Origin of the sequence: Massilia aurea, from assembly GCF_040790145.1 — a bacterium.
Classification (GTDB): Bacteria; Pseudomonadota; Gammaproteobacteria; order Burkholderiales; family Burkholderiaceae_D; genus Telluria; species Telluria aurea_C.
In genome coordinates, this window is sequence record NZ_JBFMMP010000010.1 from 1 (window position 1) to 26245 (window position 26245).

Consider the following 26245-nt stretch of genomic DNA (forward strand, 5'->3'; position numbering starts at 1 on the left):
GAGATCAAAAATCAGGGATGTCTATTCTGATGCGACAGTCAACAAGATTATTCCGGACAGCAGTGCGCGAAGGCGGGAACCCCAGTCCGTCGCACACCGACAGCACAAAAAAAAACCGTGCCACTAAAAAATGGCACGGTTTTTTCACATCAAGCGAACGTTCAGCCTGCCTTCAACTTGCGCGCAATATCCAGCGCAAAATACGTCAGCACCCCATCGGCCCCCGCACGCTTGAACGCCATCATCGACTCCATCATGACCTTGTCATGGTCCAGCCAGCCGTTGAGCGCCGCCGCCTTGAGCATCGCGTACTCGCCGCTGACCTGGTAGGCAAACGTCGGCACCTTGAACTCATCCTTCACGCGGCGCACGATGTCCAGGTACGGCATACCCGGTTTGACCATCACCATGTCGGCGCCTTCGGCCAGGTCCAGCGCCACTTCGCGCAGGGCTTCGTCGCTGTTGGCCGGGTCCATCTGGTAGGTGTTCTTGTCGGCCGCCCCCAGGTTGGACGACGAGCCGACCGCATCGCGGAACGGTCCATAGAATGCCGACGCATACTTGGCCGAATACGCCATGATGCGCGCATGGATATGGCCCTGCGCCTCGAACGCGTTGCGGATCGCGCCGATGCGCCCGTCCATCATGTCCGACGGCGCCACGATATCCACGCCGGCCTCGGCGTGGGTGAGTGCTTGCCTGACCAGCATCTCGATCGTCTTTTCATTGACGATATAGCCATTCTCATCCGGCAAGCCATCCTGGCCGTGGGTCGTGTACGGGTCGAGCGCGATGTCGGTGATCACGCCCAGTTCCGGGAACTGACGCTTGAGCTCGCGAACAACGCGCGGCACCAGCCCATCCGGGTTGGTCGCTTCGATGCCGTCATAGGTTTTGACCGACTGATCCACCAGCGGGAACAGCGCCAGCGCCGGAATGCCGAGCTGCACGCATTCTTCGGCCACCTTCAGCAGCAGGTCGAGCGAAACACGGGCCACGCCCGGCATCGAGCCGACTTCCTGGCGCACGTTCTGGCCTTCGAGGACGAAGACCGGATAGATCAGGTCGGATGCGGTGATCGTGTTCTCGCGCATCATGGCGCGCGAGAACGGGTCGCGGCGCATACGGCGCGGGCGGGCCGCCGGATAGGCGGAAGTGATGATGCTCATCGATTGGGTCCTTGCAAAATCAGGCGGAGGTTTTATCGTCGTCCGCCGACGGCGCAGCACTTTCTTCGTGGTCTACTTCTTCCTCACCCTCGTACTCGCCGGCCACACCATCGAGCCCGGCCAGCTCGAGAATCTTGGCGTCGGCTTCATCGATGCCGATACGCTTGAGCGCCGAGAACAGCTGCACCGTGAACGGGAAGCCGACGCCATCTTCATCGACATAGCTCTCGAGCACGCCGCGCGCTTCGCGCAGCGCGTTGGTCGATTCGTTGCGGTTGAGCTTATCGGCCTTGGTCAGGATGCAGTGGATCGGCTTGCCGGTGGGGGCGAACCATTCGAGCATCTGGACGTCGAGGTCGGTGAACGGACGGCGCGAATCCATGATCAGGATGAGCGCAGCGAGCTGGTCGCGGCGCTGGACATAGTCGCCCAGCAGCTTTTGCCAGTGCAGCTTGGCCGTGCCCGAGACTTCGGCGTAGCCGTAGCCCGGCAAGTCGACCAGCAGCGCTTCGATCTCGTCGACCCGGACCGCATCCTTGCGGTGCTGGCCCACGTGGGCGCCGCCGATCGAAAAATAATTGATGTGCTGGGTGCGACCTGGCGTCTTCGACGCGAATGCAAGACCCTTCTGGTTCGTGAGGATATTGATCGCGGTGGATTTGCCGGCGTTGGAGCGCCCGGCGAAGGCGATTTCCGGCACATTGGTGTCGGGCAGGTCGCGCAACTGATTAACGGTCGTAAAGAACCGGGCTTGCCATAATCTGGACATTGGGGGAAGAGTGTTAAGAGGACTACGAAATGGCGTTTGAGAAACAAAGCTATTGTACAATAAGGGGTTGATTGCTGCCTGTCGGCCCCATGGCCCGAGCGATCAAGGGCGCTGCACTGAACCTTCAATTATTGACTTTTTCAAGGTGCTAGTATGAACCGCTTGTCGTCCCCCCTGCTCAAAACACTGTTGGTAACATCACTGACTGTTTTCGGGGGACTCCCGGCGGCGACGGCGGCGCCCACTACCACATCTGCGGTCAAGGCCGACCCGGCCCGGGGCGGCGCCCTGTACGATGCGGGCGACCCCGCGCGCGGCCTGCCATCGTGCGCGTCATGCCACGGTGCGGCGGGCAATTCGTCGATTGTCGCCAACCCCAAGCTTTCGGGCCAGTTCGCCAGCTACACGCACAAGCAACTGGTCGATTTCACGACCCCGAACCGCCAGCAGCCGATCATGACGACCTACGCGAAGATGCTCACTGCGGCCGAGAAGAAAGACATCGCGGCCTGGCTGGCGACGCAGGCGCACAAACCGGGCGCGGCCAAGAACAAGGACACCGTCGAACTGGGGCGCAAGATCTATCGCGGCGGTATCGCCGAGCGTGGCGTGGCGGCCTGTGCCAGCTGTCATGGCGCCAACGCCAGCGGCATTCCCGCGCAATATCCCCGCCTCGCAGGGCAGCATCAGGATTACACGACCGCCCAGCTCGAAGCATTCAAGAGCGGCGCCCGCGCCAACAGCCCGCAAATGACGACGCTCTCGCAGCGCATGTCGACGGCTGAAATGCGCGCGGTGGCCGACTATATCGCCGGCTTGCGCTGAGAGACGAACATCATCTCGCACAGGCAGAAATGAACGGAAGAAGGGCGGCAGCGCTGTGCTGACGCCCTTTTTGCAAGTGGCAGCTGCCGCAGGAAGAATTTGTAAAGCATGAGCACCACCGGAATTGAACTGAACACCCGCCGTCGCGGCTTGGGCGAGGCGGTCGAGCTGATCTCATCGATGCGTTTTGCGATCAGCCTCTTAACCATCATCTCCATCTCGTCGATCATTGGCACCGTGCTCAAGCAGGCCGAGCCGATGAGCAATTACGTCAACCAGTTCGGGCCGTTCTGGTTCGAGATTTTCAACAAGTTCGGCCTGTACAGCGTGTACTCGAGCTGGTGGTTCCTGGTGATCCTGGTGGTGCTGGTCATGTCCACCGGCCTGTGCCTGATTCGCAATGCGCCGAAAATGATGCGCGACATGCGCAGCTGGCGCGAAAACGTGCGCTTCGATTCGCTGCGCAATTTTCATCACAAGCTCGAATGGCAAGCCCCTCTGTCGAAAAGCGCCCTGGCCGAGCAGAGCGCGCTGCGCCTGCGCCACGCCGGCTATGCCACCAAAATCGTCGAGAAAGACGGCGGCACCCTGGTCACGGCCAAGAAGGGCGCCGGCAACAAGTTCGGCTACATCTTCGCGCACTCGTCGATCATCGTGATCCTGGTTGGCGGCACGCTCGACTCCGACCTGCCGGTGCGCATCCAGCAGTGGCTCTTCAACAAGACGCCATTCACCGGCAGCGGCGTGATCGCCGACATTCCGGCCCAGCACCGCCTGGGCACGAGCAACCCGACCTTCCGTGGCAATACGGCGATTGCCGAAGGGCAGGCCAGCCGCACCGCGATCCTGAACCAGCCGTCGGGCGTGCTGGTGCAAGAACTGCCATTCTCGCTGCAGCTCAAGAAATTTCATATCGAGTTCTATTCGACCGGCATGCCGAAGCTGTTCGCCAGCGACGTCGTCGTGCGCGACCTCGAAACCGGGCACACGTTCGAATCGACCATCAAGGTCAATCACCCGCTGATCTACAAGGGCATCGCCGTCTACCAGTCGAGCTTTGACGATGGCGGCAGCAAGCTGCGCCTGACGGGTTTCCCGATGAGCGGTACCGGCAGCGCCAGCTTCCCGATCGAAGGCGAAGTCAATGGCGCCACCGAACTGAAGATCGGCGGCGACACCTATGCCGTCGAGTGGTCGGGTTTCCGGCCATTCAATGTCGAAAATACCGGCCAGGGCAACGACGTGCGCGCCGTGACCAAGGGCACGTCGTTCAACGAGCAATTCGCCGCCACGCTGGGCAAGGCCTCGGGCGCGGCGGTCAACCCCGACGCGACGAAAGACCTGAAAAACGTCGGCCCGAGCGTGCAATACAAGCTGCGCGACGCCACCGGCCAGGCCCGTGAATTCATGAACTACATGCAGCCGATGACGCTTGACGGTTCGCAGGTCTACCTGGCCGGCGTGCGCGCAAACCCGTCGGAAACGTTCAGTTTCCTGCGCATTCCGGTCGACGAGCGCTTCGGCGTGGGCGACTGGATGCGCCTGCGCGCGGCGCTGGTCGATCCCGAGGCGCGCGCCGTGGCCGCGCACCGCTATGCGCAACGGGCGCTGGGCGGCAACCAGGGGAGCGAGCTGGCGGCCCAGTTGCAGGAGTCGGCCGCGCGCACGCTGGGCATCTTCGCCGGCGGCGACGGTCGCGGCGGCTTCGTCGGCGTGGCCCAGTTCCTGGAAAAGATTCCGCAGGCCGAGCAAGAGAAAGCGGCAGGCATCTTCATGAAAATGCTCAACGGCGCGCTGTGGGAACTGTGGCAAGTGGCGCGCGAAAAGAACGGCGACGCCGCCGCCGCGCCGACCGACGCCAATGGCCGCTTCCTGCAACTGGCCACCAATGCGCTGTCGGACAGTTATCTGTACGGCGCGCCGGTCTACCTGCAGCTCGACGATTTCACGGAAGTGAAGGCTTCTGTGCTGCAATTGACACGCTCGCCGGGCAAGAACGTGGTCTACTTCGGCTGCGTCCTGCTCGTGCTTGGGGTATTCGCGATGTTTTATATTCGCGAGCGGCGTGTCTGGATCTGGGTGCGCGACGGTGAGCTTGGGGCCGAGGCCCTGATGGCCATGAGCACGCAACGCAAGACGCTCGATTTCGAGCGCGAGTACGAAGACTTGTCAGCAAAGCTGCCGCAACCGGCGTAAGCTGGTGCAGCCTGGAGAAAACAATGGAACTGTCACACACGAAGACTGGCGCCGCCGCGCGCTCGACCGAACAATACCAGGAGGCGCCAGGCTATTTCCGCCGCTTGGGGCCGCTTGACTGGCTGTATGCCATCGCCCTGTGCGCCGCCGCGCTGTTCGCGCTGAACCGCTACGGCCACCATATGGACATCTACGAAGAGGTGATCCTGGTGTGCACGGCGCCCGTGTTCGCCGCGCTGGGCTGGTACTGGAAACCGATGCGCTGGCTGCTGCCGCTGGTCGCCGTGCTGTCGCTGGGCGCGATCGCCATGTACGACGGCAACCTGGCCGCCGCCGAGCAAAAATTCTTCCTCAAATACATGTTGTCGAGCCAGTCGGCGATCCTGTGGATGAGCGCGCTGTTTGTGTTCTCGACCGTGTTCTACTGGATTGGCCTCTTAAGCCGTGGCAAGTTCGGCGGCGGCGTGGGCGCTTCGCTGTGCTGGGCCGCCGTCGTGATCGGCGCGGTCGGCATGATGGTGCGCTGGTACGAGTCGTACCTGATCGGGCCCGACATCGGCCATATCCCGGTGTCGAACCTGTACGAAGTGTTCATCCTGTTCGCCATCATCACCGCGCTGTTCCACCTGTACTACGAAGAGCACTACGCTACCCGCCAGCTGGGCCCGTTCGTGATGCTGATCATCGGCGCCGCCGTCGCCTTCCTGCTGTGGTACACGGTCTCGCGCGACGCCGCCCAGATCCAGCCGCTCGTGCCGGCGCTGCAGAGCTGGTGGATGAAAATCCACGTGCCGGCCAACTTCATCGGCTACGGCACCTTCGCGCTGGCCGCGATGGTGGCCTCGGCCTACCTGCTCAAGTCGCATGGCCTGCTGGTCGACCGCCTGCCGCCGCTCGAAGTGCTGGATGATGTGATGTACAAGTCGATCTCGGTCGGCTTCGCGTTCTTCACCGTCGCCACCATCCTGGGCGCGCTGTGGGCGGCCGAGGCGTGGGGCGGCTACTGGTCATGGGATCCGAAAGAAACGTGGGCACTCATCGTGTGGCTGAACTACGCGGCCTGGTTGCACATGCGCCTGATGACAGGCCTGCGCGGCCGTGTCGCGGCCTGGTGGGCGGTGGTGGGCTTGCTGGTGACCACGTTCGCGTTTCTGGGCGTGAACATGTTCTTGTCGGGCCTGCACTCGTACGGCGAACTCTGATGAGAAGCCTGGCGCAATAAGCCGCCGACCTCAGTAAGTCGTTCCCGCGCAGGCGCACTGCTGTCCGGAATATTCATACGCAAAAGTATGCACGTCATTCCCGCGCAGGCGGGAATCCAAGTCACTAGAACTGCCGCTAAGTAACTAGTAACTGGCTGCGCACGCAAGCTTGGGTTCCCGCCTCCGCGGGAACGACGTATACGGGTCAACAATGCTGGAAGCGGTTCACCGGATCTGTAGTGTTGGCCGCCTAACGAAAGCTTAAGGGAACTTGGTGTACTGTGAAGGTTCCCAAGCTCGTGAGGCCAGCCATGCTCTTCAAACGCAATCCCAACGGACTCGATCTTCCGTACGCATCCGAAATCACGTCGCAAGAAATCTACACCGGCCGGCGTGAATTCATCACGCGCATGGCCGCCACGGCCGCTGTCGGCAGCGGCGTGTGGGAAATGGCCAACCGCGAAGCCCTGGCCCAGACTGCTGCTCAAAAGCTGGCTTCGCGCGCCAACGTGGCGCTGTCGACCGACGAAAAGCAGACGCCGTTCAAGGACGCTGCCGGCTACAACAACTACTACGAATTCGGCCTGGACAAGGACGATCCTGCCAAGAACGCCCATACGCTGCGCACCCGGCCCTGGACCGTGCGGATCGAGGGCGAGGTGAAAAAACCGCTCACGCTCGACATCGACAGCCTGCTCAAGCTGGCGCCGCTGGAAGAGCGCGTGTACCGCCTGCGCTGCGTCGAAGGCTGGTCGATGGTCATTCCGTGGGTCGGCTATTCGCTGTCGAACCTGCTCAAGCTGGTGGAACCGACCGGCAACGCCAAGTTCGTCGAATTTACTACCCTGAACGACAGCAAGCAGATGCCCGGCCTGCGCAGTGGGGTGCTCGACTGGCCGTATGTCGAAGGCTTGCGCATCGATGAGGCCATGCACCCCCTGACGATGCTCGCGATGGGCATGTACGGCCAGGTACTGCCGAACCAGAATGGCGCGCCGGTGCGCCTGGTGGTGCCGTGGAAATATGGCTTCAAATCGGCCAAGTCGCTGGTGCGCATCCGCCTGGTCTCGCGCCAGCCGCGCACCGCCTGGAACGATATGGCGCCGCGCGAATACGGCTTCTTCTCGAACGTGAACCCGAACGTCGACCATCCGCGCTGGTCGCAGGCGAGCGAACGGCGCATCGGCGAATCGGGCCTGTTCGCACCGAAACGCAAGACCCTGATGTTCAATGGCTACGACCAGGTGTCGTCGCTGTATACCGGCCTGGATCTGAAGCGGTATTTCTGATGGCAGGGTTGAACAGCAAGCAGGTAAGTTGGGTCAAGGCGGCCGTCTTTGTACTTTCACTGATTCCCTTTGCGCGCCTCGTGTGGGGCACGGCCAGTGGCAGCTTTTCCGACCCGCTGGCGGCAATCACGCTAGGTAGTGGCGAGTGGGCGCTGTACTTCCTGTGCATCACGCTGGGCATGACGCCGCTGCGGCGCCTGACCGGCTGGAACTGGCTGGTCAAGCTGCGCCGCATGGTGGGCCTGTTCACCTTTTTCTATGCGCTCGTGCACTTCACCGCGTTCCTGTGGTTCGACCACTTCTTCGACGTGCCGGCAATGCTGGCCGATGTGGTCAAGCGCCCGTTCATCCTGGTCGGGTTCATCGCCTTCGTGCTGCTCATTCCGCTGGCGGCGACGTCGACCAACGCGATGATCAAGCGCCTGGGCGGCAAGCGCTGGCAATGGCTGCACCGCCTGATCTACGTGATCGCGCCGCTGGCGATCCTGCATTTCTGGTGGATGAAAGAGGGCAAGAACGATTTTGCTGAGCCGATCGTGTTCGGATCGATCGTCGCGGCGCTGCTGGCGCTGCGGGTGTTCTGGCACTTCAGGCGCAAACCGCAACCCGTGCGCGCCTGAGCACCAGAGTGAAAAGCCGGTGTCAGGTCTGACATTTGGACACGACCTCGACAGTCTTTTAGCCGGAACTAGCTAACATGGCGCCATGCTACTACTGGGCAGGAACCATTGGAACTGGCTAAAGCTGAGGTCGTGTCCGAATGTCAGACCTGACACCGGCTTTGTTTTATTTGATGATCGTCTCGAGCGCGAACGTCTCGCTCGGGGTTTCGCGGCGCCGCACCAGGTGGATGTTCTCGCCATCGACGATGACTTCCGCCGCGCGGCCGCGCGTGTTGTAGTTCGACGCCATCGTCATGCCATACGCGCCGGCCGTCATCACCGCCAGCAGATCGCCCGGCGCCAACGCCAGTTCACGCTCACGCGCCAGCCAGTCGCCCGATTCGCAGATCGGGCCCACGACGTCCCACATCAGCGCCGCACTGTCGCGCGGGCTGACTGCTTGCACGCCCATCCAGGCCTGATACAGCGTCGGGCGCATCAAGTCGTTCATTGCTGCATCGACGATGCAGAAATTTTTCTCGGCGCCCGGCTTCAGGTATTCCACGCGGGTGAGCAGCACACCGGCCTGCGCCACGATCGAGCGGCCCGGTTCGAAAATCACCTTGAGCGGCTGGCCGTCGTATTTTGCCGCGCGCCAGGCGTCGATGCGCTCGAACAGGCGGGCCAGGTAGTCGCCCACCGGCACCGGCGGCGCATCGCCCGCCACGCCGTAGTCGACGCCGATGCCCCCGCCGATGTCTAGGTGATGCAGGTGGATGCCTTCGGCGTGAAGCGCGTCGATCAGGTCGATCAGCTTGTCGAGCGCTTCGAGCAGCGGCGCGTCGTCCAGCAGCTGCGAGCCGATATGGCAGTCGATGCCGACCACGTCCAGGTGCGCCAGTGCGGCGGCGGCGCGGTAGGTGTCGAGCGCTTCGTCGAAGGCGACACCGAACTTGTTCGCTTTCAAGCCGGTCGCGATGTACGGGTGGGTCTTGGCGTCCACGTTCGGGTTCACGCGCAGCGAGACCGGTGCGCGCATGCCCAGTTTGCCGGCCACGTCGTTCAGGCGGTGCAGTTCGGGGATCGATTCAACGTTGAAGCACAGGATGCCTTTTTCCAGCGCAAGCGTCATCTCGGCTTCGGTCTTGCCCACGCCCGAGAAGATGGTCTTGCCCGGGTCGCCGCCGGCGGCGATCACGCGCAGCAATTCGCCGCCCGAGACGATGTCGAAGCCCGCGCCCTGGCGTGCCAGCAGGTCGAGCACGGCCAGGTTCGAGTTGGCCTTCATGGCGTAGCAGACCAGCGCGTCGCGGCCGGCGCAGGCGTCCTGGTAGGCGTTGAAGTTCTCGAGCAGCGTGGCCTTTGAATAGACGTAGGTCGGCGTGCCGAACTGATCGGCGATGGCGGACAGGGAAGCGCTTTCGGCGTGCAGCACGCCGTCCTGGTACAAGAAGTGGGACATGTGGTGGACGCGGGCGATTAACGGTAAGGCGCCGGGGTGGACGCGTTGTTCGAAGGGACTGGCTGGGCTGGCTGGTCGATGACGACCGGCACGGGCCTGGCGGGCGGGTTCGGCATATACAGGGGGCCGGTCTGGCCGCAGCCGGCCACAAGGGTGGAGACTGCGAACGCAAGCAATACGGCGCCGAAAGGACGCGCGAGGGAGGACTTCACGATTAGAATCAGGGTTTGATTAGCAGATTTGGAGTGTAGCATGACCGAAACCGAATTTTTGGACCTGGCCGACCTGACCCTGAAACGGCTCGAGACCGCGTTTGACCGCCTGAACGACGAAGACGTCATCGACGTCGAGTGCAAGCGCAGCGGCAACGTGCTCGAAATCGAATTCATCGACAACGGCACCAAGATCATCATCAACAGCCAGGCCCCGCTGCAAGAGATGTGGCTCGCGGCGCGCTCGGGCGGCTACCACTACAAGCGCGTGGGCGACGAGTGGCGCAACACGCGCGACGACAGCGAGTTCTTCGCGGCCGTGTCGCAGTGTGCGAGCGAGCAGAGTGGGGCGGCGGTCACGTTGCAATAAGCAGCCGCACCACTGCGGCCCTTGCTTAAACCGTTAGCCCAAAAACGTCGTTCCCGCGGAGGCGGGAACGACGGCTTTCAGGCTGGCGGCTTCGATCAGAACAACTCGTTCCTCACCGCGTCGCGTTCCTGCTGTTGCTGCGCTGGCGGCGGCTGGCCGACGTCGAGCGCTTCGACGCCGCTGCCCGGCGGCGTTTCGGCGTAGTAGTACTCGCTACCGTATTGCACCAAACCGGCCGGCACTTCGCGGTCGACCATCGGCTGGTCTTTCAGCGCCTTTTGCATGTAGCCGATCCAGATCGGCAGGGCCAGGCCACCGCCGGTCTCGCGCGCGCCCAGGTTGCGCGGCTTGTCGTACCCCATCCATGCGATGCCCACCAGCTTCGGTTGATAGCCGGCGAACCAGGCGTCGATCGAGTCGTTGGTCGTGCCGGTCTTGCCGGCCAGGTCGGTGCGTTTCAGGGCCATCGCCTTGTTCGCGGTGCCGTGACGGACCACGTCCTTGAGCATGCTGTCCATCAGGAAGGCGTTGCGCGCGTCGATCACGCGATTGGCCTCGTCGCCGGCGCGTGCCGGGCGTGCTTCGGACAGCACCTTGCCGTCGCTGTCGGTGACCTTCGAGATCAGGTACGGGCTGACGCGGTAGCCGCCGTTGGCGAACACCGCGTAGGCGCCGGCCATCTGCAGCGGGTTGGTGGCGCCGGCGCCCAGGGCCAGCGTCAGGTAGGCCGGATTGCGTTCGGGTTCAAAGCCGAAGCGGGCCGCGTATTCCTGCCCGTAGCGCGCGCCGATCTTGTTCAGGATGCGGATCGAGATCATGTTCTTCGACTGCATCAGGCCGCGCCGCATCGTCATCGGACCGTCGTATTTGCTGTCGTAGTTCTTCGGTTCCCAGGCCTGGCCGCCGGTCTGGCCGGCATCGAAACTGATCGGGGCGTCATTGATGATGGTCGCCGGTGACAGCCCGCGCTCGAGCGAGGCCGAATAAATGAACGGCTTGAACGACGAGCCGGGCTGGCGCCAGGCTTGCGTGACGTGGTTGAACTTGTTGCGGTTGAAGTCGAAGCCACCCACCAGCGCGCGGATCGAGCCGTCTTCGGTATTGGCCGAAACAAAGGCCGATTCCACTTCGGGCATCTGCGTGATCAGCCACTTCGAGTCGTCGTCCTGCATCACGCGAATGACGGCGCCACGGCGCACGCGCCGGTTCGGCGCAGCTTTGTCCGACAACCAGGCCTTGGCGAACGCCAGTCCCGGACCTGACAGCGTGATCGTCTCGCCCGAGGCGATGGTCGCCTGGACCTGCGTGCTCGAGGCCTGCAGCACGACGGCGGCGATGATGTTGTCGCTGTCGGGATGCTCGGCCAGTTCGGCTTCGATCGCTTCGTCGGTCGCGCCCTTGGCGGACGGCAGGTCGATGAACGACTCCGGGCCGCGATACGGCCGGCGGCGTTCGTAATCCATCACGCCGCGGCGCAGTGCCAGGTAGGCCGCGTCCTGGTCGGCCTTGGTGATCGTGGTGAACACGTTCAGGCCGCGCGTGTAGGTGTCTTCCTTGAACTGCTCGTAGACCAGTTGGCGCGCCATCTCGGCCACGTACTCGGCATGCACGCCGAAGGCGGCGCTGTCGGTCTTGATCTTCAGCGGTTCAACCCTGGCTTGCTCGAACTGGGCGTCGCTGATGTAGCCCAGCTGGTGCATGCGCAGCAGGATGTACTGCTGGCGCGTCTTGGCGCGGGTCGGATTGACCACGGGGTTGTAGGCCGACGGCGCCTTCGGCAGGCCGGCCAGCATGGCCGCTTCGGCCACGGTGATGTCGCGCAGGTCCTTGCCAAAGTAGATCTGGGCCGCCGACTGGAAGCCGAACGCACGCTGGCCCAGGTAGATCTGGTTCATGTACAGCTCGAGAATCTGGTCCTTGGAGAGGTTCTTTTCGATTTTCCAGGCCAGCATCGCTTCGTAGGCCTTGCGCTTGAAGGTCTGCTCCGACGACAGGAAGAAATTGCGCGCCACCTGCTGGGTGATGGTCGAGGCGCCCTGGCGTGCGCCGCCGGTGGCGTTGCGGAAGGCCGCGCGCATGATGCCGAGGTAATCGATGCCGCTGTGCTCATAGAAGCGGTCGTCCTCGATCGACAGCACGGCCTTTTTCATGACATCGGGGATGTCCTTGAAGTGGACCAGCGTGCGGCGCTCTTCACCGAATTCGCCGATCAGGACATTATCGGCCGTGAAGATCCGCAGTGGCATCTTGGGCCGGTAATCGGTGATCGTGTCCAGCGCCGGAAGGTTCGGGTACGCCATTGCCAGGGCGAACACGAGCACGAGCACGCCGATCGCACCGAGGCCGAACAGGCTGGCGAATGCAATGAGGATCAGGCGCTTGGGGCTGAACTTCGAGGAGGAAGAAGGTGCTGCCTGTTTCTCTTTCATGCTGACTTTCGCTTTGTTGATCCGCCTCATTATAAGGCAGCAGTTTGGTACCCGATACTGGCCAAGGCTTAATCGAGCCGCAGAGCAATATTTTGCTGGCAATGAATTCGCAAAGTGTGGTGCGCACGCCCCGCATTCTGATGTTCCCGAGTAGAAATATCTTGTCTCAAATCATCCTTTATTGCTACGATCCGAGACGGTGCTTTCACGTAAGTATCGGATTTTTATAAGAAATTAACACGTGTTTGCTTCACGACAACGACCCTTGTAAGGGTGTTCACACAGCAATATCCTGCCATAAGCGGCAGCCAAGGAGTGTTTTGGTGATCAATCTGGGTGCCTTGTTTGGAAAGTCGAGTCCGCCAATGATCGGGCTTGATATCAGCACGTCCGGCGTTCGCCTGGTCGAGCTGGCCGATGCCGGCAAGGGGCTCGTGCGTCTCGAGCGCTACGCCACCGAATCGCTGCCGCGCGGCGCCGTGGTCGACGGCAATATCGAAAACATGGACCAGGTCGCCGACGCTGTGCGCCGGGTCTGGAAAAAAAGCGGCACGCGCGCCAGGCATGTGGCGCTGGGCATGCCGCCTGCCGCCGTGATCACCAAGAAAATCATCCTGCCGGCCGGGTTGTCGGAAGACCAGCTCGAAGTGCAGGTCGAATCCGAGGCCAGCCAGTATATTCCGTTTGCGCTCGATGAAGTCAGCCTCGACTTCGACGTGATCGGCCCCGGGCTCAATTCTCTGGATGACATGGAAGTGATGCTGGCCGCCGCGCGCCGCGAAAAAGTCGAGGACCGCGTCGCCATCGCCGAAGGCGCCGGCCTGCTCGCGACCGTGATGGATATCGAATCGTACGCCGCGCGCAGCGCGCTGGAAAACGCCGCCGGCTTGCAGCGCGACCAGATCGTGGCGCTGTTCCAGATCGGCGCCCAGGCCACCCACGTGTCGGTGCTGCTCAATGGCGAAGCGGTCTACGAGCGCGAGCAGCCGTTTGGCGGCAATTCGCTCACGCAAGACATCGTGCGCGCCTACGGCATGGCGTTTGAAGAAGCCGAAACGCGCAAGAAGGCAGGCGAGCTGCCTGAAAACTACCGCGCCGACCTGCTTGCGCCATTCCTGGAAAACGCAGCGCTGGAAGTCACGCGCGCGATCCAGTTCTTCTATACCTCGACGCCCTACACGCGGATCGACCAGATCTACCTGGCCGGCGGCTGCGCGCTGCTGCCGGGCATCATGGACATCGTGGCCGGCCGCACCCGGATCCCCACCGGCCTGGCTTCGCCGTTCGACAATATGGCGTTCGGCCCCGGTGTGCGCGAACACCAGCTGCGCCAGGAGGCGCCCGCCTACCTGGTTGCCTGCGGCCTGGCGTTGCGGAGGTTTGGCTGATGATTCGCATTAACCTGTTGCCTCACCGCGAGGCAAAACGCAAGCAGAAGCAATCGGCGTTCGTGGCGCTCATGGCGTTCGGCGGCCTGGTCGGCGCCACTGTGGTGCTGCTGGTGGGCGGCTACAACGCCAGCCAGATTTCGGTCCAGAACCAGCGCAACGAGGTGCTCAAGCAGGCCAGCGCCGATCTCGACAAGAAGATCGGCGAGATCACGACCTTGAAGGAAGAAATCGCCGCGCTGCAGGCACGCCAGCAGGCGGTCGAAGACTTGCAGGGCGATCGCAACCAGCCCGTCTACCTGCTCGACGAACTGGTGCGCCAGACGCCCGACGGCGTGCACCTCAAGACCGTCAAGCAGGATGGCCAGCGCGTGGTCCTGACCGGCACCGCCCAGTCGCAGGAGCGGGTCGCCGAGCTGCTGCGCAACCTGTCGAGCCAATCGGCATGGCTGCAAAAGCCCGACCTGACCGAAGTGCGCGCTGCTACCGTGACCCAAAGCAAGAGCGCCCGCAAGGTGGTCGAATTCACGCTGGCCGTGTCGATCAAGCGCGCCCGCAACAGCGACACGCCTGAAGACGGCGCCGCGGCCAAACCTGGCGCGCCGGAGAAATCATGAATATCGATATCAAGGAGCTTTTCTCCCAGCTCTCGGCGCAGTTCGAGGACCTGCAGGGCCGCCAGCCCGGCCAGTGGCCGCTGGCGCCGCGCCTGTTGTGCGCGGCCGGCATGATGGCGCTGGTGGTCGGCCTGGGTTATTACTTCTACTGGAGCGACCAGTTCGCCGAGCAGGAAACGCTTGCGCAGGAAGAAGTGCGGCTGCGCGGCGAGTACGAAACCAAGATGGCGCAGGCGATCAACCTGGAAGCGCTCAAGGCGCAAAAGGCGCAGGTCGACCTGTACGTGGTGCGCCTGGAGAAGCAGTTGCCAAGCAAATCGGAAATGGCGGCGCTGCTGTCGGACATCAACCAGGCCGGCGTGGGCCGCGGCCTGCAGTTCGAGCTGTTCAAGCCGGGCCAGGAAGTGGTGCGCGATTATTACGCCGAGCTGCCGATCAGCATCAAAGTGAGCGGCCGCTACCACGACATGGGCGCGTTTGCCGCCGACATGGCGAACCTGCCGCGCATCGTCACGCTCAACAACCTGTCGCTGGTGAGCGTCAAGGAAGGCGGCCTCGCAATGGAAGCGATCGCCAAGACCTTCCGCTATCTCGACCAGGAAGAACTGGTCGCCCAGCGCGCCGCGCGCGCGGCCGAGAAAAAAGCCGCCAAGGGCAAAGGCAAGGGCAAAGGTAAAGCCAAGTGATGAAACGAGCCCACTCTATTTTGCTGCTCGCGGCAGTCTTGCTGGCCGGTTGCGGCGACGGCGGCGTCGGCGAAACCCGCGCCTGGATGAAAGAAGTCGAAGGCCGCACCGTCGTCAAGGTCAAGCCGTTGCCGGAACCGAAAACATTCCAGCCGCATGCCTACGTGCCGGGCGAAGCGCTCGACCCGTTCGACCAGACCAAGCTGCTGGGCGAACTGGCGCGCATGGCGCAAACCAGCCCGAATGCCAATCAGCCCGACCTGACCCGCCCGAAGGAGCCGCTCGAGTACTTCCCGATCGACACGATGCGGATGGTCGGCACGATGAAAAAAGCCGGCGTCAGTTACGCGATGGTGCAGGTCGAGCGCACGCTGTACCGGGTCCGGCCCGGACAGCGGCTGGGACAAAATTATGGTCGCGTCACACGTGTGAGTGATGAGGCGATCGAGATCAGGGAATCGGTGCAGGACGCCGCCGGCGACTGGGTGGAACGGATAGCCAACATCGAGCTGCAGCACAACCAGGAGAGCAGTAAATGACCCCCAATGTTCAGATTCGCTTCGCCATGCCGGCCTGGCTGGCGCGCGCCGCAGCCGCACTCGTGCTCTTGACGTGCGCCGGCGCCGTCCTGGCCCAGGGCAATGCGATCGAATCGATCACGGCCAATCAGCAAGGCAGCAACGTGATCATCAACGTGACCATGCGCGACGCGCCAAGCCGTGCCCCGATCGGCTTTGCGATCACCAATCCGGCGCGTATCGCGCTCGACTTCGGCGCCACGGCGAACGCCACCGGCAAGAACATGCAAGAGCTGAACCTCGGTGACGTGCGCAGCCTGAACCTGGTGCAGGCCGGCGAACGCACCCGCATGGTCGTCAACCTGGGCCGGGCGCTGAACTACGCCACCGCAATCGACGGCAAGTCGATCATCGTGACCGTCGAAGGCACGGGTGGCGTGGCGCGCGCGGTCAATGCCAGCGGCTTGCCGGTGGCGGCACCGGTCGCTGCGGCCCTGGCTGCGCGTCCGCAGCTGCGCGACCTCGACTTCAAGCGCGGCGCCAACGGCGCTGGCCGCGTCGTGGTCGACCTGCCGAACAACCAGGTCGCCGTCGACGTGCGCCAGACCGGCACCGGCGTGACGGTCGACTTCATCGGCGCGCGCCTGCCAGAATCGCTGCGCCGCCGCCTGGACGTGACCGATTTCGGCACGCCGGTCACGCGCGTGGCCACCGCCACCCAGGGCGACAATGTGCGCATGACGATCGACGCCCAGGGCGCCTGGGAACAATCGGTGTTCCAGAGCGACTCGCAACTGGTGGTCGAAGTGCGCCCGGTCGTGGAAGACCCGAACCGCAACAGCCCCGGCTCGAGCAACAACCCGCAGGGCTACCGCGGCGAAAAACTGTCGTTCGATTTCCAGAACGTCGAAGTGCGCGCCGCGCTGCAGGCAGTGGCCGACATCTCGGGCCTGAACATCATCGCCAGCGACTCGGTGGCGGGCTTCCTGACGCTGCGCCTGAAGGACGTGCCGTGGGACCAGGCGCTGGACGTGATCCTGACCGCCAAGGGCCTGGACATGCGCAAGAACGGCACCGTGCTGTGGATTGCGCCGAAAGAAGAGCTGCTCACCAAAGAGAAGCTCGAACTCGAGCAGCGCGCCCAGATCGCCGAACTGGAGCCGCTGCGCTCCGAGATCTTCCAGCTCAATTACCAGAAAGCCGAATCGTTCCGCAATGTGTTCGGCCTGGACCAGGCCGGCGCCGGCGCCGGCGCCGACGCCGGTCGCAACCGCGTGCTGTCCAAGCGCGGCAGCGCCATCATCGATCCGCGCACCAACCAGCTGTTCGTGACCGATATCGCATCCAAGATCGAAGACATCCGCAAGCTGATCCAGAAGACCGACGTCGCCTCGAAGCAGGTGCTGATCGAAGCACGCCTGGTGGAAGCCAATGATGGCTTCTCGCGCAACCTCGGCGCCAAGCTGGGCTTTGCCGACATGCGCACCATGCGCGGCGGCGACTCGGGCTGGCAGGTCAGCGGCAACGAACGCATCGCCATCGGCGGCAACCTGGTCGGCGTGGGCCAGACCACGGGCCAGGTGGCCAACAGCGCGGACAGCTTCAACAACACCACGATGGTCAACCTGCCGGCGGCCGGCATCGGCGGCGTGCCCGCCTCGTCGCTGGCGTTCTCGCTGTTCTCGTCGGCGGCCAACCGCTTCCTGAACCTGGAACTGTCGGCGCTGGAAGCAGACGGCAAGGGCAAGATCATTTCGAGCCCGCGCGTGGTTACCGAAGACAAGCAGGTCGCGCTGATCGAGCAGGGCGTCGAGCTGCCGTATGAAAATTCGACCAGCAGCGGCGCCACCGCGATCGAGTTCAAGAAGGCCAACCTGCGCCTGGAGGTCACGCCGCAGATCACGCCGGACGGTAACGTGGTGCTGGAAGTGGACGTGAGCAAGGACTCGAAGGGTGAAGATACCCGCGCTGGCTTTGCCATCAATACCCAGCACGTCAAGACCAAGGTGATGGTCGAAAACGGCGGCACCGTGGTGCTGGGCGGGATTTACCAGCAGACCGAACGCACCAATGAGAACAAGGTGCCGTTCCTGGGCGACGTGCCGCTGCTGGGTTATTTGTTCAAGACCACCGCACGCGAAAGCAGCAAGACCGAACTGCTGGTCTTCATCACCCCGAAGATCGTGAACGACAACGTGGCGGGCGCACGCTGATCGGCGTGCAGTTCGCGACCACTTAAATAGAACAACAGGGAACCTCACGTCATGCACCACATTTCATCACTCGCAAGCCGGTCCAGCCTTGGCCGCTTGAGCGCAATCGCCCTCGTGGCCGCATCGCTTGCCGCCTGCGGCGGTGGTGGCGGCTCGCCGGGCACGGTTGGCAGCGGCACCGGCTCGGGCACCGGCACCGGTACCGGCACCGGCACCACGCTGGCGCCAAAAGTCACGCTGGCCCTGACCGATGGCGGCGGCGCCAACATCACGTCGCTGTCGGGTGGCCAGAGCGCCTCGGTCAAGGCCACGGTGCTCGACAGCGCCGGCAAGCCGGTCACGGGCGCGATCGTTCAGTTCACCACGAGCGACCTGGTGGTCTTCACGCCGGCAACCGGTTCGGCCCTGACGGACGCGAATGGCGTGGCGACGGTCAGTGTCAAGCCGGCCAGCACGACATCGGCAGGCGCGGTGGCGATCACCGCCAGCTCGGTGGTGGCCGGCACGACCGCCACCGCCAGCTACAATCTGTCGGTGGGCGCGGCGCCACTGACCGTCGGCAGCCTGTCGTTCGCGCAAGCGCCGACTGGCAGCCTGCCAGCCTTCAGCACGCTTTCGCTGAACATCCCGGTCACCAGCGGCGGCCAGCCGGCCAGCACGGTCGAAGGCTTGAACATGACCTCGCTGTGTTCCGGCGACGGCACCGCCACCCTGGTGGCCGGCGCCTTCGCCAATGGCGTCCAGACCGCTACCTACACGAACAAGGGCTGCCTGCGCGTGAACGACACGATCACGGTCACGATCGGCAATTCGTCGCAAAGCATCCAGGTCGCGGTCTCGCCGGCCAATATCGGCAGCATCCTGTTCTCGGGCAGCAGCGTGTCGGGCACCTCGATCGTGCTCCGGGGCTCGGGTGGCCAGGGCCGTTCGGAAGCGGCCCAGCTGACCTTCCGCGTGGTCGACCAGAACGATAACGGCCTGGCCGGGGTCGATGTCGATTTCGCCGCCACCACCTATACCGGCGGCCTGACGGTCTCGCCGCGCCGCGCCACCACCGACGCATCGGGCAATGTCATGACGATGGTCTCTTCGGGCACGATCCCGACGCCGGTGCGCGTGACGGCCGAGGCAAGCCGCAATGGCGTGAAGATCAGCGGTCTGTCGGACGCGCTGACCATCTCTACCGGGCTGCCGATCCAGAAGGCGATGTCGATGAGCGCCGAGAAATACAATATCGAAGGCCTGCAATACGATAACGAGACCACCGACATCACCGTGCTGCTGGCCGACCAGTACGGCAACCCGGTCTCGGATGGCTCCACCGTCAACTTCGTGACCGAGGGCGGCGCCGTGGGCAGCTCGGCGCAAGGCGCCTGCCTGACCAGCAATGGCGGTTGCACCGTGTCGCTGCGCAGCCAGAACTTCCGGCCGCTCAATGGCCGCGTCACCGTGCTGGCCTACCTGCAGGGCGTCGAGAACTTCGTCGACAGCAACGGCGATGGCCAGTACAGCTGCAGCGGCTACACCGGCACCACGGCCTATCGTCCGCTGGTCGATACCTGCCCGAGCGGCGGCGAGCCATTCCCGACCGCCAGCAGCGGCCAGGAAGGCGATATGGGCGACGCGTTCCTCGATACCGACATGAACGGTACCTACGATGCGGCCAAGGGCGACCTGCCATTCCCGTACAACCGGACCAGCTACAGCAGCACGCCGGACGGCAAGTGGGGCCTGAACTACATCCGCGCCTCGCGCGAGATCACCTTCAGCGGTTCGGTCGCGACGCTGGTGCGCCAGATGTGCAGCGCCGACGGCACCTGCCGCGACTGGCTCGCGAGCGACGGCGACCCACTGGTGATCAATGGCGTGGCCGGCGCCGGCTGCAGCGCGCAGCAACTGCGCTTCCGCCTGTACGACGTCAACCGCAACCCGATGCCATTTGGCACCACCGTGAGCTCGACCGATGCGACCAAGCTGTCCACCAGCTCGTTCGTGCCTGGTACCGTCGCATCGACCAACGAGACCGGCGGCACCATCCACCAGGCCACGGTGCGCCCGGACACGGAATGCGCAACCGGCAGCTTCATCCTGCGCGTCACCACGCCGCGCGGCAACGTGACGGCCTATACCTTCAAATCGAACTGATCGACCGCGCAGGCGTGTCGTCCCCACCTCGCGGGACGTGCGCTTTTTGACCGCAATCCGGGACGGCCAGTCTATACTGGCCGTCTTTTCATTTCAGCGGGTCTGGTTGTGCCACATCCCAAGAACAACAATATCTTCCTTGTTGGCCTGATGGGGGCAGGGAAGACCACGATTGGTCGATTGCTTGCTCGCAAGCTCAACCGTCGATTCGTCGACGCCGATCATGAGATCGAAGCGCGTACCGGCGCCACCATCCCGTGGATCTTCGAAATCGAGGGCGAAGCCTGCTTTCGCCGGCGCGAAGCCGATGTGATCCGCGACCTCTCGGCCCAGCAGGGCCTGGTGCTGGCCACCGGCGGCGGCGCCGTGCTCAACCCGGCCAGCCGCGCGCTGCTGGCCGAGCGCGGCACCGTGATCTACCTGCGCGCGTCGATCGGCAGCATCCTGCAGCGCACCGCGCACGACAAGAACCGCCCGCTGCTGCAGACCGCCGACCCGCGCGGCAAACTCGAACAGCTCTGGACCGAGCGCGATCCGCTGTACCGCGAGATCGCCGACCTGGTCATCGACACGGGCCGGCCTAACGTACAATCGATGGTTCAGACCATATTGGACCAGCTGGCCGCGCAGGAAAACGCCCGCGCGCGCAAGCATGCAAGGACAGCAATGAACGAACAGGCACACATCACCCTCAACGTCGAACTTGGCGAGCGCAGCTACCCGATCGTGATCGGCGCCGGCTTGCTGGACGACCGCGCGCTGCTCGAGCGCCACATCGGCGGCCACAAGGTGGCCATCGTCACCAACACCACGGTCGCGCCGCTGTACCTCGAGAAGGTCGCGGGCCACCTGCGCGCAGCGGGCCGCGACGTGCTCGAGATCATTCTTCCCGACGGCGAAGAGCACAAGAACTGGCAGTCGCTGAACCTCGTGTACGACGCGCTGCTGCAGCACAAATGCGACCGCAAGACCACGCTGGTGGCGCTGGGCGGCGGCGTGATCGGCGACCTGACCGGCTTTGCCGCGTCGAGCTATATGCGCGGCGTGCCGTTCGTGCAGATCCCGACCACGCTGCTGGCGCAGGTCGATTCGTCGGTGGGCGGCAAGACCGGCATCAACCACCCGCTGGGCAAGAACATGATCGGCGCCTTCTACCAGCCGCGCGCCGTGATTGCCGATACCGCCACGCTGAATACGCTGCCAGCGCGCGAGCTGTCGGCCGGCCTGGCCGAAGTGATCAAGCATGGCGCGATCCTCGACGCCGATTTCTTCGACTGGATCGAAGCGAACATCGAGCCGCTCATCGCGCGCGAGCGCCAGGCCATCGGCTACGCCATCGCCCGTTCGTGCGAAATCAAATCCGATGTCGTGCGCAAGGACGAACGCGAAGGCGGCCTGCGCGCGGTGCTCAATTTCGGCCACACCTTTGGCCACGCCATTGAAAACGGCCTGGGCTACGGTGCCTGGCTGCACGGCGAAGCGGTCGGCTGCGGCATGGTGATGGCGGCCGACATGTCGGCGCGCCTGGGCCTGATCGAACCTGCTGCGGTGGAGCGCGTGCGCGCGCTGGTGCGCGCCGCCGGCCTGCCGGCGGTGGCGCCCGACCTGGGCGAAGCGCGCTGGATCGAGCTGATGGAAGTCGACAAGAAGAACGAAGGCGGCGAAATCCGCTTTATCCTTTTGAAGCCACTGGGAAGCCCGTCGATCACGACCGCGCCGCTCGACGTGCTGCGCTCGACGCTCGCGGCCTGCAGCGGATGACCTCCCAAGTGACTGCGATGCTGCCCAACCGCGGCTTCGACGCCGGCCTGGCCCCGTATGCGGCGTTGTCAAGGCAATCGCGCGGGCGCACGCATGCCGAACCGGGGCCCGGTTCGCGCAGCGAGTACCAGCGCGACCGCGACCGCATCATCCATTCGACCGCGTTTCGCCGCCTCGAGTACAAGACGCAAGTTTTCATCAACCACGAAGGCGACCTGTTTCGCACGCGCCTGACGCACAGCATCGAGGTGGCGCAGATCGGCCGCACGCTGGCGCGCAGCCTGCGCCTGAACGAAGACCTGGTCGAAGCGACCGCGCTGGCGCATGACCTGGGCCACACGCCGTTCGGTCACGTGGGCCAGGATGTGCTCAACGAGTGCATGCACGATTTCGGCGGCTTCGAGCACAATCTGCAAAGCCTGCGCGTGGTCGACCACCTGGAAGAACACTACGGCGCCTTCGATGGCCTGAACCTCACGTTCGAGACGCGCGAAGGCATCCTCAAGCACTGCTCGCTCAACAACGCGCGCCAGCTGGGCGACCTGGGCCAGCGCTTCATCGAGCGCAGCCAGCCGAGCCTCGAAGCCCAGCTGACCAATCTGGCCGACGAGATCGCGTACAACAACCACGACATCGACGACGGCCTGCGTTCGGGCCTGCTCACGATGGCGCAGATGGAAGAAGTCGAGCTGTTCGCGCGCCTGCATCGCGAGGTCGAGGCGCGTTATCCGGGCTTGCCGGGCCGGCGCGCGCTGTACGAGACGATTCGCCTGATGATCACGGCGATGACGGCTGACCTGGTCGAGACGTCGGCGCAACTGATCGCCGACGCGGCGCCGTCAACCATCGACGACGTACGCGCGGCGCCACCCCTGATCCGCTTCTCGGACGCCATGCGCGCCGAGACCGTGGCGCTCAAGCGTTTTCTGTACGCGAACCTGTACCGCCACTTCCAGGTCAACCGCACGCGCGTGAAAGCCAGCCGCATCGTGCGCGAACTGTTCGAGGCCTTCCTGACGGACCCCGTCCTGCTACCGGGCGACTACCAGGTGCAGGACGATCCGCACCGGCAGGCGCGCAAGATCGCCGACTACATCGCTGGCATGACCGACCGCTACGCGATCCGCGAGCACCGCCGCATCTTTTCGCTCGAGCAATTCTGAGGGCCGCCCAGGCACGTCGTTCCCGCCCTCGCCGGGCGCCTTGGCGGGAACCTAAGTTTGCATGCATACCAGCTACGTTTGACGCAAGTGGCACGCTACGAACTTGGGTTCCAGCCTCCGCTGGAACGACGTTTTAAGGCTAACTGAACAAATTCGGTTGTGCTAGATCCAGCAACAACTTCTTGACCGGCGCTGGCAGCGGCGCGTCGCCAATCGCATCGAGCTTCCACCACACGTGCCGATCCCCATGCGCGCCCCGTGTGGCCAGCGTCACCGCGAACGGCGCGATGTGCAGTTTGTAGTGGGTGAAACCATGCGTCAAGGGCGTCAGCGCCCGCACTTCGTCGAGTGTGCCGAACGCGCGACTTGCCGCGGCGATGTCCGTCGTACAGACCGGATCGGCGTCGCCATCCATCGCCGCATGGCCGCCCACTTCCGGCAGCGACAGCAGGCCGCCCCAGATGCCGGTCTGCGGGCGCTGCTCGAGCAGCACTTCGCCGCGGTCGATCAGCACCAGCATCGCGGTGCGTTTTTCGGGTGTCTTCTTCTTGGGTTTGCGCACCGGCAGTTCGGCCGTGCGGCCGGTGGCGAAGGCCACGCAGCGCGCCTGCAGCGGGCAACGCCCGCAGTCGGGACGCGAGCGCGTGCACAGCGTCGCGCCCAGGTCCATCAGGCCCTGGGTGTACGACTCGATGGCGCCAGGGTCATTGGTCACCTCCGGCAGCAGCGCTTCGGCGCGGCGCCACAGCGCGTCTTCGACCGGCTTGATGCCGGGATAGGCATCGATCCCGAACACGCGCGCGAAGACGCGCTTGACGTTGCCGTCCATGATCGCGGCGCGCACGCCGCTCGAGAACGCGGCGATGGCGGCGGCGGTCGAGCGGCCGATGCCGGGCAGGTCGGCCAGCAGCGCCGGGTCGCTCGGGAATACGCCGTCGTAGTCCGCCACCACGCGTTTTGCGCAGGCGTGCAGGTTGCGCGCGCGGGTGTAGTAACCCAGGCCGCTCCAGTGGGCCATGACATCTTCCGCCGGGGCTTCGGCCAGCGCCTGCACGGTCGGGAAGCGTTCGAGAAAGCGGGCGTAGTAGCCCAGTACCGCAGCGACCTGCGTCTGCTGCAGCATGATTTCCGACAGCCACACGCGGTACGCGTCAGTGGTGTTCTGCCACGGCAGGCTGTGGCGGCCGTGGCTGCGCTGCCAGTCGATCACGGCCCGGGAAAAGGTGGGATCGGCCAGCTGGTCGAACTCGGTCAGTCGCTTCATGCAGTCGTGTAGTGGGCTTCGGCGCTGGTGGCCGCTGCGGTATTGGGGAAGGGCGCCGACAAGGTATCCGTGACGCCCGTGGCCAGTGAACCGAGGCGCGTGCGCATGACTTCGAGGTCGGCCTGGCCGCTCTCGAAGGCGCTGATTTTCTGTTCCAGGCTGTCGCTCGCTTCGTGGATGCGCTTGACCGTGGCCTGGCGCTGGCGCAGGTTGTCGCGGTGCTGGCGAATCTGCGCTTCGAGCGGCGCGTTGGCGACCTTGAGCCAACCTTCGATGTCGGCGTTGGCGGCGCGGTACACGCGGCGCACGCGCGAGGCGATCGAATCGAAGAAGCGTTCGAGCAGCGTGGCCCGGCTGTTCATCCACAGGGTGGCGGTGCCGAACTGGCGCGAAAAGAGTTCTTCGATGGCGTCGATCTCGTCGCGGTGGCGCGCCAGTGACAGGGCCGGCGGCAGGCTCAGGCTCATGCCATGCTCGGCGGCGAACTTGCGGTGCATGGCGTCCATCATCGACGTGATTTCATCGAGCTTGGCGCTGGCCTCTGCCAGGCCGGCACGCGCGCCGTCGAAGTAGTTGCGCACCGGCGTGCGCATGCCGGTGGCGAAGCGCACCGCGCTCATCGCCGCGCGCACGGTCTCGGTGCGGTCTTGCAGCACGTCCATACCCAGCAGCGTATACAGCTCGGTCGACAGGCGCGTGAACACGGCGCGCGTGCCCTGCAGCTTGAACAGGCCGGCGTCGAATTCCTTCTTTTCGGCCTCGACCCGGCGCACCATGTGCGCGATCACGCTCTGGTTCTTGCCGCGCAGGCTGCGCAGTTCCTGCAACTGCTCGACCAGTTCGCGCAGGCGCGTGGCCACCAGCGTCTGCTGGCCGGCCATCAGGGTGTTCAGGTCGGCGTGCAACTGGCGCTCGACGATGGCGCGCCGCGCCGGTATCAGTTCGTGGAACAGCGCCGATTCGAGCGCGCCCAGGCGGCTGCGCTCGAACAGGGCCATGTCGCCGCCGATGCGCCCGACCAGCGCCTTGTGCGCCGATACCGGATACACCTGGCCGGCGGCCAGGCCCAGCTGGCGCGCCACGTCGTGCTGCTGGCGCGCGATCTCGGCGTCGATGGCTTGTGGCGACTTGAGTTCGTCCCACATGGCGTCGATTTTATTGAGCACCGCCAGGCGCCCCGGACCGGCGCCGATATGCGTGCGCCAGACTTCGATGTCGCTCTTGGTCACGCCCGTCTCGGCGGCCAGCACGAACAGCACCGCGTGCGCGTTCGGGATCAGGTTGAGCGTCAGTTCCGGCTCGGTGCCGATGGCGTTCAGGCCCGGCGTATCGAGGATCACCAGCCCCTGCTTGAGCAGCGGGTGCGGCAGGTTGATGATGGCGTGGCGCCAGCGCGGGATCTCGATCGTGCCGTCCGCGTCCAGGCTGGCCGCCAGGTCGGGGTCGTGGGCGTCGTACAGGCCGTAGCGCTGCGCTTCGACGGTCGAGACGCGCCTGGTCTGGCTCACCTGGCGCAGCGTGTCGTGCATGTTCGCCGGCGTGTCGAGGTCGAGCGGGAGTACGGTCCAGGCGGCGGGATCGTCGCGGTAGTCGCCCGTCGACAGGTTGCCGGCGCGGGTATCGATCGGCAGCAGGCGCAGGCACGGCGGCAGGCTCGCATCCCACAGCAGTTCGGTCGGGCACATGGTGGTGCGGCCGGCGCTCGACGGCAGGATGCGCTGGCCGTAGTCGGCGAAGAACAGTGCGTTGATCAGCTCGGTCTTGCCGCGCGAGAATTCGGCCACGAAGGCGACCGACAGGCGATCGTCACGCAGCCGGCCCAACGCACGCGCCAGGACCTGCTCGCCGGCCGCTTCGATCAGCCCGGCCTCGCGCAGCGCGCTGGCGTAACCGGTGAGGGAGTTGGCGACCCGGGCGCGCCAGGCGCCATACTGTTGTAAATCCTGCATTGTGTTGGCTCGTAGG

General features: G+C 64.4%; 21 protein-coding genes. 14 read left to right on the forward strand and 7 right to left on the reverse strand.

Annotated features, from left to right (window positions below):
- Window positions 1–161 precede the first annotated feature (161 nt).
- Window positions 162–1169 carry a porphobilinogen synthase gene (hemB, locus tag AB2N08_RS14655; protein ID WP_367611396.1) on the reverse strand — a complete coding sequence of 336 codons (1008 nt, stop codon included), beginning with the start codon at window positions 1167–1169 and terminating at the stop codon, window positions 162–164.
- A gap of 19 nt (window positions 1170–1188) precedes the next feature.
- Window positions 1189–1938 carry a ribosome biogenesis GTP-binding protein YihA/YsxC gene (yihA, locus tag AB2N08_RS14660; RefSeq protein WP_367611397.1) on the reverse strand — a complete coding sequence of 250 codons (750 nt, stop codon included), beginning with the start codon at window positions 1936–1938 and terminating at the stop codon, window positions 1189–1191.
- A 153-nt stretch (window positions 1939–2091) separates the two neighbouring features.
- On the opposite strand from yihA, the gene AB2N08_RS14665 reads away from it, so the two are divergent.
- The 5 genes from AB2N08_RS14665 (at window position 2092) to AB2N08_RS14685 (ending at window position 8070) form a co-directional block, all read left to right on the forward strand.
- Complete coding sequence (locus tag AB2N08_RS14665; RefSeq protein WP_367611398.1) at window positions 2092–2763, forward strand: c-type cytochrome; 672 nt, start codon at window positions 2092–2094, stop codon at window positions 2761–2763.
- Between the two features lie 108 nt (window positions 2764–2871).
- The gene (locus AB2N08_RS14670) at window positions 2872–4959 is read left to right on the forward strand and encodes a cytochrome c biogenesis protein ResB (RefSeq protein ID WP_367611399.1); all 2088 of its coding nucleotides are present in this window, start codon (window positions 2872–2874) and stop codon (window positions 4957–4959) included.
- A gap of 23 nt (window positions 4960–4982) precedes the next feature.
- A complete protein-coding gene (gene ccsB / locus AB2N08_RS14675; RefSeq protein ID WP_367611400.1) occupies window positions 4983–6161 on the forward strand; it encodes a c-type cytochrome biogenesis protein CcsB in 1179 nt (392 codons plus the stop codon).
- 311 nt (window positions 6162–6472) lie between these two features.
- A complete protein-coding gene (msrP, locus tag AB2N08_RS14680; RefSeq protein ID WP_367611401.1) occupies window positions 6473–7450 on the forward strand; it encodes a protein-methionine-sulfoxide reductase catalytic subunit MsrP in 978 nt (325 codons plus the stop codon).
- Entirely contained in the window at window positions 7450–8070 is a 621-nt protein-coding gene (locus tag AB2N08_RS14685; protein WP_367611402.1) for a sulfite oxidase heme-binding subunit YedZ, read from the forward strand. Before msrP ends, AB2N08_RS14685 begins: the two co-directional genes overlap by 1 nt.
- Before the next feature lie 166 nt (window positions 8071–8236).
- On the opposite strand, the gene lysA is transcribed toward AB2N08_RS14685, so the two are convergent.
- Both lysA and lptM read right to left on the reverse strand, forming a co-directional pair.
- The gene (gene lysA, locus AB2N08_RS14690) at window positions 8237–9514 is read right to left on the reverse strand and encodes a diaminopimelate decarboxylase (RefSeq protein WP_367611403.1); all 1278 of its coding nucleotides are present in this window, start codon (window positions 9512–9514) and stop codon (window positions 8237–8239) included.
- Window positions 9515–9531: 17 nt separating this feature from the next.
- On the reverse strand, window positions 9532–9726 hold the full coding sequence (lptM, locus tag AB2N08_RS14695; protein WP_367611404.1) for an LPS translocon maturation chaperone LptM: 195 nt from the start codon (window positions 9724–9726) through the stop codon (window positions 9532–9534).
- A 40-nt stretch (window positions 9727–9766) separates the two neighbouring features.
- On the opposite strand from lptM, the gene cyaY reads away from it, so the two are divergent.
- On the forward strand, window positions 9767–10096 hold the full coding sequence (cyaY, locus tag AB2N08_RS14700) for an iron donor protein CyaY (RefSeq protein WP_367611405.1): 330 nt from the start codon (window positions 9767–9769) through the stop codon (window positions 10094–10096).
- Between the two features lie 95 nt (window positions 10097–10191).
- Here the strand turns inward: cyaY and AB2N08_RS14705 are convergent, their stop codons facing one another.
- Entirely contained in the window at window positions 10192–12525 is a 2334-nt protein-coding gene (locus tag AB2N08_RS14705) for a penicillin-binding protein 1A (protein WP_367611406.1), read from the reverse strand.
- Window positions 12526–12890: 365 nt separating this feature from the next.
- Between AB2N08_RS14705 and AB2N08_RS14710 the strand changes: the two genes are divergently transcribed.
- The 8 genes from AB2N08_RS14710 to AB2N08_RS14745 all read left to right on the forward strand — a co-directional run bounded on the left by AB2N08_RS14710 (window position 12891) and on the right by AB2N08_RS14745 (window position 23016).
- Window positions 12891–13913 (forward strand): pilus assembly protein PilM, encoded by a 1023-nt coding sequence (locus AB2N08_RS14710; RefSeq protein ID WP_370662421.1) that lies wholly within the window; start codon window positions 12891–12893, stop codon window positions 13911–13913.
- Window positions 13913–14530: a PilN domain-containing protein gene (locus tag AB2N08_RS14715; RefSeq protein ID WP_367611408.1), complete on the forward strand. Its 618-nt coding sequence runs from the start codon at window positions 13913–13915 to the stop codon at window positions 14528–14530. Before AB2N08_RS14710 ends, AB2N08_RS14715 begins: the two co-directional genes overlap by 1 nt.
- Window positions 14527–15216, forward strand: a complete 690-nt coding sequence (locus tag AB2N08_RS14720; protein ID WP_367611409.1) for a type 4a pilus biogenesis protein PilO — start codon at window positions 14527–14529, stop codon at window positions 15214–15216. The genes AB2N08_RS14715 and AB2N08_RS14720 overlap by 4 nt, the downstream gene beginning before the upstream one ends.
- Complete coding sequence (locus AB2N08_RS14725) at window positions 15216–15755, forward strand: pilus assembly protein PilP (protein WP_367611410.1); 540 nt, start codon at window positions 15216–15218, stop codon at window positions 15753–15755. Before AB2N08_RS14720 ends, AB2N08_RS14725 begins: the two co-directional genes overlap by 1 nt.
- Window positions 15752–17947, forward strand: a complete 2196-nt coding sequence (pilQ, locus tag AB2N08_RS14730; RefSeq protein ID WP_367611411.1) for a type IV pilus secretin PilQ — start codon at window positions 15752–15754, stop codon at window positions 17945–17947. Before AB2N08_RS14725 ends, pilQ begins: the two co-directional genes overlap by 4 nt.
- Window positions 17948–18043: 96 nt before the next feature.
- Window positions 18044–20092, forward strand: coding sequence for a hypothetical protein (locus AB2N08_RS14735; protein ID WP_367611412.1), 2049 nt, complete (start codon window positions 18044–18046; stop codon window positions 20090–20092).
- A gap of 150 nt (window positions 20093–20242) precedes the next feature.
- Window positions 20243–21853 (forward strand): bifunctional shikimate kinase/3-dehydroquinate synthase AroKB, encoded by a 1611-nt coding sequence (aroKB, locus tag AB2N08_RS14740; RefSeq protein WP_370662425.1) that lies wholly within the window; start codon window positions 20243–20245, stop codon window positions 21851–21853.
- A 17-nt stretch (window positions 21854–21870) separates the two neighbouring features.
- Complete coding sequence (locus AB2N08_RS14745) at window positions 21871–23016, forward strand: deoxyguanosinetriphosphate triphosphohydrolase (protein ID WP_367611414.1); 1146 nt, start codon at window positions 21871–21873, stop codon at window positions 23014–23016.
- Window positions 23017–23155: 139 nt separating this feature from the next.
- Here AB2N08_RS14745 and mutY read toward each other — a convergent pair whose 3' ends face one another.
- Window positions 23156–24280 (reverse strand): A/G-specific adenine glycosylase, encoded by a 1125-nt coding sequence (gene mutY / locus AB2N08_RS14750; RefSeq protein ID WP_367611415.1) that lies wholly within the window; start codon window positions 24278–24280, stop codon window positions 23156–23158.
- Complete coding sequence (locus AB2N08_RS14755; protein WP_367611416.1) at window positions 24277–26229, reverse strand: dynamin family protein; 1953 nt, start codon at window positions 26227–26229, stop codon at window positions 24277–24279. Before AB2N08_RS14755 ends, mutY begins: the two co-directional genes overlap by 4 nt.
- Window positions 26230–26245 lie beyond the last annotated feature (16 nt).